We start from the raw sequence: 12,789 nt of genomic DNA, 5'->3' as shown, positions 1-12,789 counted from the left end.
CCGCCCCGCCGCGCTCGGCGGGGCGGGGCGGAAGGGCGGGGCCGGGCCGTCGTCGGTCAGCGGGCGCTGCCGAGGTCGCGGTCCTCCTCGCCGCCCCGGAGCATCAGGGTGGTCTCCTCCAGGCGGCGGAACCGGCCGTCGGGGGCGAACTCGGCGAACACGTACACCTCCATGCGCACGGTGGAGCCGTCGGTCTTGGTGACGTCGACCACGTGGCGGTCGGCGTAGCGGTCCCCCTGGACCAGCTCGTCGAGGACCTCGACGCGGCCGCTCGCGACGACCTCGCGCAGGTGGGCGATGTGGGCGGTGAACTCCGCCCGGTCCGCCCAGCTGCCGTCGGTGCGCTGGCGGTAGTCCGGGGCGAAGTGCCGGTCGACGGCCTCGGCCAGGTCGAGCCCGGGGGTGAAGAGCAGGTCGGTGAGCGCGGTGGCGATGTCGGTCCGCGTGGCGGTGGTCATGACGGGTCCCCTTGGGCGTCGGAGTGACGCGTGAGCGTCGGAGTGACGAAACTTTGCGTGCGTCGAGCACGCATCTGAACAGTACCCCATGGTGCGTGCGTTGCGCACGCTATTCTTGGACGCATGCCGAACGACGTGGGACACGAGATCGCCGACGCACTTGCCGTCGTCCTCCGACGCAGCTCCCGCACGCACCTCTACGAGCTCCTGACCAGCGGCCTGGACGGGGCGCTGGACGCCGTCACCTACCCCGTCCTCAGCGCGCTCGCCCGCACCGGGCCGTGCAGCGCCGCCAGACTCGCCGAGGAGATCGGCCTCGACCGCTCGGGCGTCACCCGCCGCGCCAGCCGCCTCGAAGAGGCCGGCCTGCTGCGCCGCGTCCCCGACCCCGACGACGGGCGCGCGACGCTGCTGACCCTCACCGACGCCGGAGAACGCGTCATCCGGACCACGCGCGAGCGCCTCGCCGCCCACATCGAGGCCTCGCTGGCCGACTGGCCCGCCGACGAGGCCCGGGCCTTCGCCCGCGGCTTCCACCGCTTCGTCACGGGCAGCCTGCTCCGACCGGAGTGACGCGGCCGGGGCACCGGCCGGGGCACGGACAGTGCCGCATCAGGACAACCTTCGCCCTGTTCAGAGGACGACATCGTGATTTCGTCCCGGCTAGGGGCTCTGGTGTCGACGGCCTTAGGGTTGGGGCTCCAGCTGGTCTGATGAGAAACGAGTTGCGCAGATGTCTTCGGAGAGGGAACGACGGCGGATCCTTCGCGACGCCTACAAGGCAGAGCGCAAGCGTGATGAGTGGAACCTGCTCGGCATCGACCGTGAACAGCTCGACGACCTCCTCGATCACGTCGAAGAGCGTCTCGCGGAGACCGGATGTGATCACACGCTGAGGCACTCCCGGTCCTGGGCCGACTCCAGTTCAGTGGCGTGGTCCGAGCTGGAAGCGGGCCTGCTGGCCGATGGCGGCGGTTGCGACTGCGAGGTGCTCGCGAACGTGGATCCAGACGAACGGGTCTGATGCCGCTCAGGCGACGTTCGCCCTGGTGACGACCTCGCGTAGGCGTTCGTCGGTGGCGTGCTTGTTCCGCCAGATGATGCAGCGGCGGAACTCCAGGAACTTGGTGCGGTTCTTGGTCTTCTTGATGTGGCGGGTCCTTGTGCCGGCCGCCGCGCTCGGCCCACTGCCTGCCGGGGTGGGGCTGGAGGTTGAGCGGCCCGAACTCGTCCATGCAGAAGATGACTTCGGGCTCGCCTTCCTCGGGTATGACCTCGCCGTCGGCGATCGCGTAGAGGTGCTCGACTCTCGCCTTCTGCACCGGGGGGCCGAGCCGTCCCGGTCGATCCGGTGGAGCGCGCCGGCGCCGGGCGCGACGTCCACGGCCATGCTGGTCGCCCAGAAGCCGCCCGCCGGGTCGCAGGCCCCGTCGTTCCTGCGTAGCGAGCGTTCCCGGCCCGCCGCCACCTTGGCCAGCCATGTCGGCTGCCTGCCGGGGCGCAGCAGGGCGATGCCGGTGCCGGTGGCGGCGATCCACTGGGCGGGGCGGCCCGTGAGGTGAGCAGCCGCCCCCAGGGGCAGGTAAAGGTCTTGTTCGAGTCTGGGGCGGGGGTGGTCGGAGTGGCAGCTGTGGAGGGTGCCGCGGAGCAGGTTGACGTAGTGCAGCCGGTCGTCGTGCCAGCGTGCGGCTTCGGCGAGTTGGTGGCGGTCGGGGGTGGTGGGTTGCCAGTCGTGTGGCGCCGGGCGGTGGGGTGGGGTCATCGCAGGGCGGTGCATCGCGCACGCAGGGGACTCCCCCCGCTCGGCCCCGCCTCGCCCACCGCGCCAGGGGCGGCCGACCGACCGGAGCGCTGAGCCCCGACGGCCGGCCTGGCGGCACGGGATGGTCCTGGGAGGGAGCGGACCCGGGCGAGGAGGCCCGCCGCGCCCGGGTCCACTCCCGACGACCCGGCCGGCGGCCGGCGGTGTCGACCGGGCCCGACCGGGCGAGTCGTACCGGGCCGGAGCGGCCCGCGCCCGTAGGGTCCCGAACGATGGCCGGCAACGAACCCGACTTCGACGCGATCGCGGACGAGCTCCACACCCTCGCCCCGCAGGACTTCACGGCGGCCCGGAACCGGCACGCGGACGCCCTGAAGAAGACCGACCCGCAGCTCGCCCAGCAGGTCCGTGCGCTGCGCCGCCCCACCCAGGCCGCCTGGGCCGCCAACCTCCTCGCCCACCGGCACGGCGACCTGGTCGGGCAGCTGCTGGACCTCGGGCAGGCACTGCGCGACGCCCAGGAGCACCTCGCCGGGGAGCAGTTGCGCACGCTCACCGAGCAGCGGCGGCAGCTGGTGCGGGCGCTGACCGGGCAGGCCGAGCGCGACGCGGCGGAGGCCGGCCACCCGCTCGGCGCCGACGCCGTCGCCGAGGTGGACCGGACGCTGGGCGCCGCGCTGGCGGACCCGGACGCCGCCCGCGCCCTCGCGGCGGGGCGGCTGACGGCTCCGCTGGACCCGGTGCTGTGGCCGGGCGCCGGGAAGCCGGACAGCGGGAAGCCGGGCGCCGGGAAGCCGGGGAGCCGGAAGCCGGGGACCGGGGCCGCGACGAAGAAGGCCGCCGAAACGTCCCCCGTGTCGGCGCGCGACTCGCGCCCCACGAAGGCACAGGCCGCGGCCGAACGGCGGCGCCGGCGCGAACAGGAACAGGCCCGCAAGGCCTTGGCCGGCGCGGAACGGGCCGCGGACACGGCCGATGCCCGGGCCGCGGACGCCGCTCGGGCCCTCGACGAGGCGGAGTCGGCCCGCCGACGGGCGGAGACCGAAGCCGGGCAGGCCAGGGCCGCGCTCGCCGAGGCGCAGGACCGCGAAGCCCTCGCCCGGGAGCGCCTCACGCGCGCCGCGAAGCAGGCGCGATCCGCCGAGGACGCGGCGCGCACCGCCGACGACCGGGCCGCCAAGGCCCGCGAAGCCCTCCAGGAGGCGGCCGAGCGCCTGCGGGTGTCGCAGAGCGAGGACGCCCAACAGCCGGGCTGAGCGCCGCCGGTCACCCTGTGCCCCACAGGCGGGCACGCGGCGCGAGCCGGTCCTCCCGGCGCGGGGCCGCGAACGGTTCAGCGGCAGATCCGGTAGCTGCCGCCCACCGCCGGGGCGGGTGACACGATGTCGCCCTCCTCGTACGAGAGCCGATCGCCCGCCTCGACGAACACCGACCGGTCCGGTCCGACCTGGAAGTCGGAGTACGGACGTCGGAGTGCGGCAGCATCCGGGAGACGGGCGCGGCGCCCGTCGAGCAGCACCCGCATGTGCGGAGCATCCCGCAGGGACCGCTGCCGCCGCGCCGGGGTCGGAGACCGCCCGACCGTCGGCGGTGCCCCACCGCGCGGGAACTCGGTGGCAGGTCGATCAGTGGTGGTGTTGACTTCCGGCGTGAGTCACGTGGCCAACATCATGATCTCCGTCGAGTTCACCGACCGGCCGGCCGTCGAAGCGCTGAGCCAGTGGTTGCGGACGTCCGCCCCGCGACGCGGCTACGAACCGGGCGCCGTCGGGCGGGTCGGGTCGCTGAACGAGACGACCGGGAGCGACACGCGCTGGGGCGGCGGCAAGTACCCGGAGTGCGAGGTCTTCGCCGGCGCGCTCAACCACGCGGACCTCGCCGGACTCGTCGCCCATGTCGAGCGCGTCCCGTGGGTCCACCCGGAGTTGGTGCAGCTGTTCGTGATGGACCAGGAGCAGTCCTACTTCCGGGTGTGGATGTTCCACGGCCCGAGGCTGCGGCAGATCGCCCCCGAAGGCAGGGAGGACGAGATCTACCCCGACGGGGGCCCGTCCGACATCCACACGCGGTTCGCGCTCGCCGACGACGCCGAGTTCCTCCGCGCCCTCGTGGTCGCCGCCGTCAACTGGGCACCCGGCCGGGATGTCTCGCGCGAGGCGGTGCTCTCCGACCCGCGCAACGCCCACTATGTGGACGGCTGGCCCGGTCGGGGCGACCTGGGCATCGTGGCCCTCTCGACCGGGGAGGCCACCGGGTGGCAGCCGCTCCCGGTCGGCGCCGCGTGGCTGCGGCACCTCCCGGCGGAGGACCCCGGCTACGGCTTCGTCGACCCGGCCGTGCCGGAGCTGAGCATCGGCATCACCGCCGCCCAGCGTGGCCGGGGCATCGGAACCCTGCTGATCAGGCGTCTGCTGCGGACCGCCGCCGAGGCCGGCGTCGACCGCGTCTCGCTGAGCGTCGAGCGGGACAACCCCGCCCTCCGGCTGTACGAGCGCGAGGGCTTCCGCGTGCACGACCCGCGCGAGGGCGAGGACGCGCTGACCATGGTCACCCGCCTCCGCCGGGACTCCTGACCGGGCGGCCGACGGCCGGTGCTCCTGCCCGAAAGGGAAGGCGGCGGCGGGGGCTGTCCCCCGGGCGGGTCCGGGGGCGTGCTGCCGTGATCTTCGGCCGCCAGGTTCCTAGCGTTGGTCACATGACAGCTCATCAGCTTCCCTTCGGTCCGGCCGCCGTGGCACGGCCGGTCGCCCGCCGGGCCACGGCGGCGGGCCTCGCCTTCGCCGCCTGCCTGACGGTGGCGTCCGCCGTGACCGCCCCCGCCGCCGGGGCGGCGTCCGCCTCCGCCGACAGCGCCGCCTCCACCCCCCGGGGCCTGGAGCGCTACTACCACCAGCCCCTCGACTGGCGCAGTTGCGTCCAGGGCCCGGACGACCAGGTCGGCGCGGGCCTGGAGGAGGCGGGCGCGACCTGCGCCGACGTCACCGTGCCGCTCGACTACGGCGACCCCCGGGGCCGTACGATCACCGTCGCGATCTCCCGGATCAAGGCCACCGACACCCGCCACCGGATCGGTCCGCTGCTGCTCAACGACGGCGGCCCGGGCGGTGAGACCCTCGGGACCCCGCCGCGCGTCCACACGGCGCTCAAGGAGACCGCCGGCCGCTACGACATCATCGGCATGGACCCGCGCTTCGTCGGCCGCAGCACCCCGCTGGACTGCGGCTGGCCGATCGGCACCAACCTCGTCTCGGCCGGGCTCGGCCGGGCGAGCTTCGACCGGCAGGTCGTTCTCCAGAAGGACCTCGCCGCCAAGTGCCGGGCGGCGGCCGGACCGCTGCTGCCGCACGCCAGCACGCGCAACACGGCCCGCGACATGGACGTGATCCGCGGCGCGCTCGGCGAGCGGAGGATCTCCTACCTGGGGGTCTCGTACGGGACGTACCTGGGCACGGTCTACACCCAGATGTTCCCCGGCCGCTACGACCGGGTGGTCCTCGACGGGGCGCTCGACCCGCGCTCCTACGGGCCGGTGATGCTCCCCCGCCTGCTGGCGGAGAACGAGCAGGCGCTCGCCGACTGGGCGGCCTGGGCGGCGGGCCGCCACGACACCTACCGGCTCGGGCGGACCGCCGAGGAGGTGACGGCGGGCATCCGGCGGCTCGTCGAGGCGTCGGCGCGGGCCCCGCTGACCGTCGGCAGCGGCGCCGACACCTTCCGACTGGACGACACCCGGGTACCGCTCCTGGTCTTCGCCGGACTCGCGGACGACACCGACGCCGCACGCGCGAACCTGGCCGAGCAGGTCGCGGTGCTCGGCGAGGCGGCGGCGGGGCGGCCGGCCCTGCCGTCGGCGGCCTTCACCGCCGTCCTCCGGTTCGCGTTCAGCGAAGAGGCGTCGCCCACCGGCAGCTCCCAGCAGGCGATCCTGTGCGCGGACGCCCCGGCACCGCGCAACCCCGAGGCGTACTGGCGGGAGATCGAGCGCAGCCGGGCCGAGCACCCGCTGTTCGGCCCGCTGGTCAACAACATCAACCCGTGTGCCTTCTGGGACCGCCCGCGCGAGGCCCGCACCGAGGTGCGGCGCGACGCCGAGGTGCTGATAGTCGCCGCCACCGGCGACCCGCGCACCACCTACCGGGACAGCGTCGCGCTGCACGGCCTGCTGCCCGCCTCCCGGCTGCTGACCCTGGAGGGCGCCAACCGGCATGGGCTGTACGGCATGTACGGCAACGCCTGCGTGGACGACACGGTCAACGCCTATCTGGCGGGGGGCCGGCTGCCGAAGGGCGACCGGACCTGCGCGAAGTAGCGCGCCGCTCCGGCCGTCCCCGCCCCGGGACGGCCGGAGCCTTGTGGGTGCTCCCCGCCCCGCGGCGCTCTCACTCCTCGCCGAGGACCATCCACTTCTCCGGCTTCTCCATCGGCACGAAGCCGGCCTTGGCGTAGACCTCGTGGGCGTCCGCCGTGGCCAGCATGACGCGGCGCAGCCCGTAGGGGGCGAGGTGGTCGCGGACGGCGGCGGCCAGGGCCGTGCCGAGCCCCCTGCCACGGGCCGAGGGCTCGATGTACACGTCGCAGAGCCAGGCGAAGGTGGTCCGGTCGGTGACCACCCGCGCGTAGCCGAGCTGGGTACCCGCAGCCCGGTCGTAGACGCCGAAGTTGAGGGAGGCGGCGATCGCGGTGTCCTGCTTCTCCCGGGGGCGGCCGCGTGCCCAGTAGGCGTCCTGGGACAGCCACCGGTGGATCAGTTCGGCATCGAGGCGCGCCGGGTCCGTCGAGATCTCGTAGCCGTCGGAGAGGTCATTCGTCATACCGGAATCCAACCAGGCCGGGCCCCCACCGTTCCAGGTGCGGGCCCGGTGGCCGGGCGTCCGGCCACCGCCGCGCGGGCGCGCGTCAGAGGGTGATGGTCTTGTACTCGGTGTAGGTGCCGAGGCCGACGGCGCCGAACTCGCGGCCGATGCCGCTGGCCTTGAAGCCGCCGAAGGGGCCGTCGAAGCCGACACCGGCCCCGTTCACGGTCACCGTGCCGGTCCGGATCCGGCGGGCGACCGCCAGGGCGTGCTCCTCGTCGGCGGACCAGACGCCGCCCGACAGGCCGTACTCGGAGTCGTTGGCGATGCGGACGGCGTCGTCCTCGTCCTCGTAGGGGATGACCACCAGGACGGGGCCGAAGATCTCCTCCTGGGCGATGCGCATGGCGTTGTCCACCTCGGCGAAGAGGGTGGGGGTCACGTAGTTGCCGCCCTCCAGCCCCGCCGGGACCTCGGGGCCGCCGGTGACGAGGCGGGCGCCCTCCTCGATGCCGATCGCGATGTACCGGCGGACGCGCTCCTGCTGGTCGGGGCGGATCATCGGTCCGATGAAGGTGTCCGGGTCCGCCGGGTCACCGACCTTCAGGGACTCGACGAGCGCCTTGAGTTCCGCGACCACCTCCTCGTAGCGGCTGCGCGGGGCCAGGACGCGGGTCTGGGCGATGCAGGACTCGCCGTTGTTGAGCAGGGAGGAGAACTTCAGCCCCTGCACCGCCCGGTGGATGTCGGCGTCGGCCAGGATGACGGCCGCGGACTTGCCGCCCAGCTCCAGGCTGACCCGCTTGAGCTGCTCACCCGCGATCGCGGCGATCCGCCGGCCGGCCGGGGTCGAGCCGGTGAAGGCGATCTTGTCGACCTCGGGGTGGGAGACCAGGTACTCGCTGGTCTCGCGGTCGGCGGGCAGCACGCTGATCACCCCGGCGGGCAGCCCCACCTGGGCCAGCAGGTCGGCGAGGAGGCCCATGCTGAGCGAGTTCTCCGGCGAGACCTTCAGGACCACCGAGTTGCCGGCGAGCAGCGCCGGGATGATCTTCGTGGTCGCGGAGGAGAAGGGCGAGTTCCACGGGATCACGGCGGCCACCACGCCAACGGCCTCACGACGGACCACGCTCCGCACCGGCGAGGCCGGGTCGGAGGGCGGCAGGGTCTCCTCCCACCCGAACTCCTCCGCCGCCTTCAGGTAGGCGTTGGCCTGGCGGGTCAGGCCCGGCTGGCCGGCCCGGGTGAACCAGCCCGCGGACCCGTTCTCGGCGGCGATCAGGGCAGCGATCCGCTCCGCCTGCCGCTCGCGCAGCGCGTTGAAGCGCCGCAGCACCGCCACGCGCTCCAGCGGCGAGGTGTCGCGCCAGGTGCCCTCGGCGAACGCGGCCCGGGCCGCCGCCACCGCACGGTCGACGTCCGCCCGCCGGGCCTGTGCGGCGCGGCCGATCACCGTCCGGTCGTGCGGGGACCGGATGTCGAGCAGGGCGGCCTCGCTCGGCTCGGTCCAGGCGCCTGCGATGAAGAGCCGGTCATAGACGATCACGCTTCCACTCCTTCGCTATATGTCACTCGACAGTAGCACTTACTTGCTGATGCAACTCGATGTCGCGACATTTGTCGGTGGTGCGGTGCCGGCGGTCCGTCCGACCGACGAGGTCCGATGCCGCGCGGACCGGGGGCCTCGCCCCGTCACGACGGTTCCGCACGGCGTCGGCGCGCGGCATCAGTCATTCGACTGCGGGCCCGGACACGCCCGGAGGGGCACGGCGCGGCCGCCGCCCCGACCGTCAACTGACTGATGTGCCGGCCCGCCGGGAACGGAAGAGTGCGGTGCGCCGGGCAGGACGGAGACCCGCCCCGTCCGGGGACACATCCGCGTCACACGGAAGGCTCAACATGATCGACAGGCGTAGCTTCAACAGGGCCCTGGGGCTGGGTGCCGGTGCGGCCGCGGTCTCGATGGCCACCCTGCCGGGCACGGCCGACGCCGCGCCCGTCCCCGGCGGCCCCGGCGCGGCCCCGGTCGTGCCCACGATCACCCCGGGCACGCACACGTCCTTCCCGCGGCTGAAGCAGGTCGAGGCCGGGCTGCTGAACGTGGGATACGCCGAACTCGGCCCGGCGCACGGACCGGTCGTGCTCTGCCTGCACGGCTGGCCATACGACATCCACAGCTACGTCGACGTCGCGCCGCTCCTGGCGGGCCTCGGGTACCGCGTGATCGTCCCCTACCTGCGCGGACACGGCACCACCCGGTTCCTGTCGCCCCGGACCTTCCGCAACGGCCAGCAGGCCGCCATCGCGATGGACGTCATCGCCCTGCTGGACACCCTCCGGATCGACCGCGCCGTGGTGGCCGGGTTCGACTGGGGGTCCCGGACCGGGGACGTCCTCGCGGCCCTGTGGCCCGAACGGGTCAAGGCCCTGGTGTCGGTGAGCGGCTACCTCATCACCAACCGCCAGGCACAGCTGGACCCGATCGCACCGGCGGGCGAGCACACCTGGTGGTACCAGTACTACTTCGCCACCGAACGCGGCAGGAAGGCCATGGAGGACAAGGGCCTGCGCCACGATCTGACCCGCTTCGTCTGGCAGCAGGTCTCCCCCACCTGGAAGTTCGACGACGCGACCTTCGAGCGCACGGCGGCCGCCTTCGAGAACCCCGACTACGCCGCGGTCGTGATCCACAACTACCGCTGGCGGCTCAGCGTCGCCGACGGGGAGCGCCGCTACGACCGCTACGAGGACCGGCTGGCCCTGAAGCCGACCATCGGGGTGCCGACGATCACCCTCGACCCCGCGCTGGACCCGTTCACCGCTCCCGGCGACGGCGCCTCGTACCGGGCCATGTTCACCGGGAAGTACGAGCACCGGACGCTCGGCGGCATCGGCCACAACCTGCCCCAGGAGGCGCCGACCGCGTTCGCCCAGGCCGTCGTGGACGTGGACCACTTCTGACGGAGCGCCGCCGGGAGGGGACCGGCCCCCTCCCGGCGCAGGTACCCGCACTACTGACACAGTGACGAGGTGGTTGCGAGCCGAAGCTGCACACCGCCGCTAGACTCCCCCCGTGAGAGCTGACGCCGCGCGGAACATCGAAGCCGTCCTGACGACGGGAGCGCGGATGCTGGCCGCCGACCCGGGCGCGAGCATCGCGAGCATCGCCGCCGAGGCGGGGGTGGACCGGCGGACCGTCTACCGGCGCTTCAGCTCCCGCGAGGAACTCCTCACCGCGATCCACTCCGCCCGCCTGGACGCCGTCGAGCGGGCCATCGCCGACGCCCGCCTGCGCGAGGCCCCCGTCGCCGTGGCCCTGCACCGCTACGTGGAGAACGTCATCGAGGTCAACCGCGCCTGGCCGGTGGACCTGGCCCGGATGCTCGCCGACGAGGAGACCCGCAGGCGCCGCGACAGCTCCGTCGCCGAGGTCGGGGACTTCCTCCGACGCGCCGTCACCGAAGGGCTGCTGCGCCCCGGCCTCCCCGAGGGCTGGGTCGCCGCCCTGCTGCCCCAGCTCGTGCACCTGGTGACACGTCAGGCGCCCGACCTGGCCGCCGGACCGGCGGCCGACCTGGTGGTCGACACCCTGCTGCGGGGGGCCGGCGCGCCGTGACGCGCCCGGCCCGGCGCGGCGGCCCGCCCCTGCGGCCGGCCCCGACCGATCGCCCACACACGGTGCTATGCTCGACGGCGGAAAACCCATCTGACGGAAAGCGTGGAGCAGACATGGCGGGTGACGACGACATCTCCGGGTGAGACCCGGTCCTGAAGCCGTCGGCGGGCATCGGTGCCCCGGGCCAACGGCTTCGTTCGTCGTTCCCCTTCCCCCTGTCTGCTCGCAGGCCGAGGTGTCTCCGCCTGCCCATCCTCCGGGTTGTCCTCATGTCCGATGCGTCCATCGTCTGCTCCCAGCTCTCCTTCTCCTGGCCCGACGACACCCCCGTCTTCCACGACCTCTCCTTCGCCCTCGGCACCGGCCGCACCGGTCTGGTCGCTCCCAACGGCGCGGGCAAGAGCACGCTGCTCAAGCTCATCGCCGGTCAACTGACGCCCGCCGCAGGATCGTTGACCGTCAGCGGCACGCCCGGCTACCTGCCGCAGGACCTCCCGCTGACGGCGGACCTCGCGGTCGCCGACGTCCTCGGCGTCGCCGGGGTGATCCGCGCCATCGACGCGGTGGAGTCCGGTGACGTGGCCGAGGAGCACTTCACCGCCATCGGCGACGACTGGGACGTCGAGGAGCGCAGCCTCGCCCAGCTCGAACGTCTCGGCCTGGCCGGCGTCGACCTGGACCGACGGCTGGACACCCTCAGCGGCGGCCAGATCGTCCAGCTCGGCCTCGCGGCGCAACTGCTCAAGCGGCCCGACGTGCTGCTGCTCGACGAACCCACCAACAACCTCGACCTCGCCGCCCGCCACCGGCTCCACGGCGTCCTGGAGGACTTCCCCGGCTGCCTGCTGCTGGTCAGCCACGACCGTGCGCTGCTCGACCGGATGGACCGGATCGCCGAGCTCGACTCCGGCGAACTGCGGCTGTTCGGCGGCAACTTCACCGCCTACGAGCAGGCCGCGGAGGCCGGGCGCGAGGTCGCGGCCAAGAACATCCGCAACGCCGAACAGGAACTCAAGCGGGAGAAGCGGGAGTTGCAGCAGGCCCGGGAGCGCGCCGACCGCCGGGCGAGCAACGCCGGCCGCAACCTCAAGAGCGCCGGTCTGCCCCGCATCTTCGCCGGGACCATGAAGCGCGGCGCCCAGGAGTCCGCAGGACGCGCCGGCCAGGTCCACGCGGCCCGCCTCGGCGAGGCCAGGGCCCGGCTCGACGAGGCCGAGCGCGCCCTGCGCGACGACCAGCGCCTGATCCTGGACCTGTCCGGCACCCGGGTGCCGAGCGGGCGCGACCTCTTCGTCGGCGAGAACCTCCAGGTGCTGCGCGGCGGCACGCCCCTGTTCGCTGGTGGCGGCGTCGATCTGACCGTCCGCGGGCCCGAGCGGATCGCCCTGCTCGGACCGAACGGAACCGGCAAGACCACCCTCCTGCGCCTGCTGGTCGGGGACCTCGCCCCCGACGGCGGACGGCTCAGGCGCTCGGACGGCCGGGTCGCCTATCTCTCCCAGCGGCTGGACCTGTTGGACCCGGACCGCAGCGTGGCGGACAATTTCGCGGCGGCCGCACCGGAGCTGCCGGCGCCCGAGCGGATGAACGTACTCGCCCGCTTCCTCTTCCGCGGCGCCCGCGCCCACCTCCCGGTCGGTGTGCTCTCGGGCGGCGAGCGACTGCGCGCCACCCTGGCCTGTGTGCTGTGCGGCGACCCCGCGCCCCAGTTGCTCCTCCTCGACGAGCCGACCAACAACCTCGACCTGGTGAGCGTCGGACAGCTCGAAAGCGCCCTCACCTCCTACCAGGGCGCCTTCGTCGTGGTCAGCCACGACGAGCGCTTCCTGGCCGGCATCGGGGTGGACCGGTGGCTGCGGCTGGCCGGCGGCACGCTGGAGGAGGTGGCCGCGCCCGAGGCGTGAGCGCCGTTCAGGTCCGGCCGGCGCGGAGGGACGGCGCCGGCCGGGCCCGCGAGGCCCCCCGGGCCGCACGGCTGCGCCGGGCCCGCCCGGTCGCTGCCCCTGATTTCGCCCTCGCCCCCGTGATGGCGTACAGTCGGGTTCACCGACGCGGGGTGGAGCAGCTCGGTAGCTCGCTGGGCTCATAACCCAGAGGTCGCAGGTTCAAATCCTGTCCCCGCTACGACGAAGGCCCGGGGTCGGCGCACAGTGTGCGCCG

The 12,789-nt window shown here is 73.7% G+C and carries 13 protein-coding genes and 1 tRNA gene; 9 read left to right on the top strand and 5 right to left on the bottom strand.

The genetic code is table 11. The annotated features are described in order from the left end of the window. Positions 1–56: 56 nt before the first annotated feature. The gene (locus ACFWA9_RS34675; RefSeq protein WP_329485470.1) at positions 57–458 is read right to left on the bottom strand and encodes a nuclear transport factor 2 family protein; all 402 of its coding nucleotides are present in this window, start codon (positions 456–458) and stop codon (positions 57–59) included. 123 nt (positions 459–581) lie between these two features. Between ACFWA9_RS34675 and ACFWA9_RS34670 the strand changes: the two genes are divergently transcribed. Continuing rightward, positions 582–1,031 carry a MarR family transcriptional regulator gene (locus ACFWA9_RS34670; protein ID WP_359811730.1) on the top strand — a complete coding sequence of 150 codons (450 nt, stop codon included), beginning with the start codon at positions 582–584 and terminating at the stop codon, positions 1,029–1,031. A gap of 160 nt (positions 1,032–1,191) precedes the next feature. Further along, complete coding sequence (locus tag ACFWA9_RS34665; protein WP_380392735.1) at positions 1,192–1,482, top strand: DUF2695 domain-containing protein; 291 nt, start codon at positions 1,192–1,194, stop codon at positions 1,480–1,482. Between the two features lie 6 nt (positions 1,483–1,488). Here ACFWA9_RS34665 and ACFWA9_RS34660 read toward each other — a convergent pair whose 3' ends face one another. After that, on the bottom strand, positions 1,489–2,220 hold the full coding sequence (locus ACFWA9_RS34660) for an SMP-30/gluconolactonase/LRE family protein (protein WP_380392732.1): 732 nt from the start codon (positions 2,218–2,220) through the stop codon (positions 1,489–1,491). Positions 2,221–2,492: 272 nt separating this feature from the next. Between ACFWA9_RS34660 and ACFWA9_RS34655 the strand changes: the two genes are divergently transcribed. After that, entirely contained in the window at positions 2,493–3,476 is a 984-nt protein-coding gene (locus ACFWA9_RS34655; RefSeq protein WP_380392730.1) for a hypothetical protein, read from the top strand. 77 nt (positions 3,477–3,553) lie between these two features. Here the strand turns inward: ACFWA9_RS34655 and ACFWA9_RS34650 are convergent, their stop codons facing one another. Next, positions 3,554–3,745 carry a hypothetical protein gene (locus ACFWA9_RS34650; protein WP_380392727.1) on the bottom strand — a complete coding sequence of 64 codons (192 nt, stop codon included), beginning with the start codon at positions 3,743–3,745 and terminating at the stop codon, positions 3,554–3,556. Between the two features lie 124 nt (positions 3,746–3,869). Between ACFWA9_RS34650 and ACFWA9_RS34645 the strand changes: the two genes are divergently transcribed. Both ACFWA9_RS34645 and ACFWA9_RS34640 read left to right on the top strand, forming a co-directional pair. Further along, positions 3,870–4,793: a GNAT family N-acetyltransferase gene (locus ACFWA9_RS34645; RefSeq protein ID WP_380392724.1), complete on the top strand. Its 924-nt coding sequence runs from the start codon at positions 3,870–3,872 to the stop codon at positions 4,791–4,793. 122 nt (positions 4,794–4,915) lie between these two features. Further along, the gene (locus ACFWA9_RS34640; RefSeq protein WP_380392721.1) at positions 4,916–6,529 is read left to right on the top strand and encodes an alpha/beta fold hydrolase; all 1,614 of its coding nucleotides are present in this window, start codon (positions 4,916–4,918) and stop codon (positions 6,527–6,529) included. 70 nt (positions 6,530–6,599) lie between these two features. Here ACFWA9_RS34640 and ACFWA9_RS34635 read toward each other — a convergent pair whose 3' ends face one another. Both ACFWA9_RS34635 and ACFWA9_RS34630 read right to left on the bottom strand, forming a co-directional pair. Then, the gene (locus tag ACFWA9_RS34635) at positions 6,600–7,031 is read right to left on the bottom strand and encodes a GNAT family N-acetyltransferase (protein WP_352286578.1); all 432 of its coding nucleotides are present in this window, start codon (positions 7,029–7,031) and stop codon (positions 6,600–6,602) included. 85 nt (positions 7,032–7,116) lie between these two features. Further along, positions 7,117–8,559, bottom strand: coding sequence for an aldehyde dehydrogenase (locus ACFWA9_RS34630; RefSeq protein ID WP_380392718.1), 1,443 nt, complete (start codon positions 8,557–8,559; stop codon positions 7,117–7,119). Between the two features lie 353 nt (positions 8,560–8,912). On the opposite strand from ACFWA9_RS34630, the gene ACFWA9_RS34625 reads away from it, so the two are divergent. The 4 genes from ACFWA9_RS34625 (at position 8,913) to ACFWA9_RS34610 (ending at position 12,753) form a co-directional block, all read left to right on the top strand. Next, positions 8,913–9,974 carry an alpha/beta fold hydrolase gene (locus ACFWA9_RS34625; protein WP_380392715.1) on the top strand — a complete coding sequence of 354 codons (1,062 nt, stop codon included), beginning with the start codon at positions 8,913–8,915 and terminating at the stop codon, positions 9,972–9,974. A gap of 166 nt (positions 9,975–10,140) precedes the next feature. Next, positions 10,141–10,629, top strand: a complete 489-nt coding sequence (locus ACFWA9_RS34620) for a TetR family transcriptional regulator (protein WP_329491987.1) — start codon at positions 10,141–10,143, stop codon at positions 10,627–10,629. A 269-nt stretch (positions 10,630–10,898) separates the two neighbouring features. Beyond that, the gene (locus tag ACFWA9_RS34615; protein WP_380392713.1) at positions 10,899–12,533 is read left to right on the top strand and encodes an ABC-F family ATP-binding cassette domain-containing protein; all 1,635 of its coding nucleotides are present in this window, start codon (positions 10,899–10,901) and stop codon (positions 12,531–12,533) included. Between the two features lie 146 nt (positions 12,534–12,679). Beyond that, positions 12,680–12,753: transfer RNA gene (locus ACFWA9_RS34610), tRNA-Met, on the top strand. The last annotated feature ends 36 nt before the right edge of the window (positions 12,754–12,789 follow it).

Source organism: Kitasatospora sp. NPDC059973 (assembly GCF_042737525.1).
Lineage (GTDB): Bacteria > Actinomycetota > Actinomycetes > Streptomycetales > Streptomycetaceae > Kitasatospora.
The sequence above is the reverse complement of the archived record's forward strand: the minus strand, read 5'-3'. Positions and strand labels throughout refer to the sequence as shown.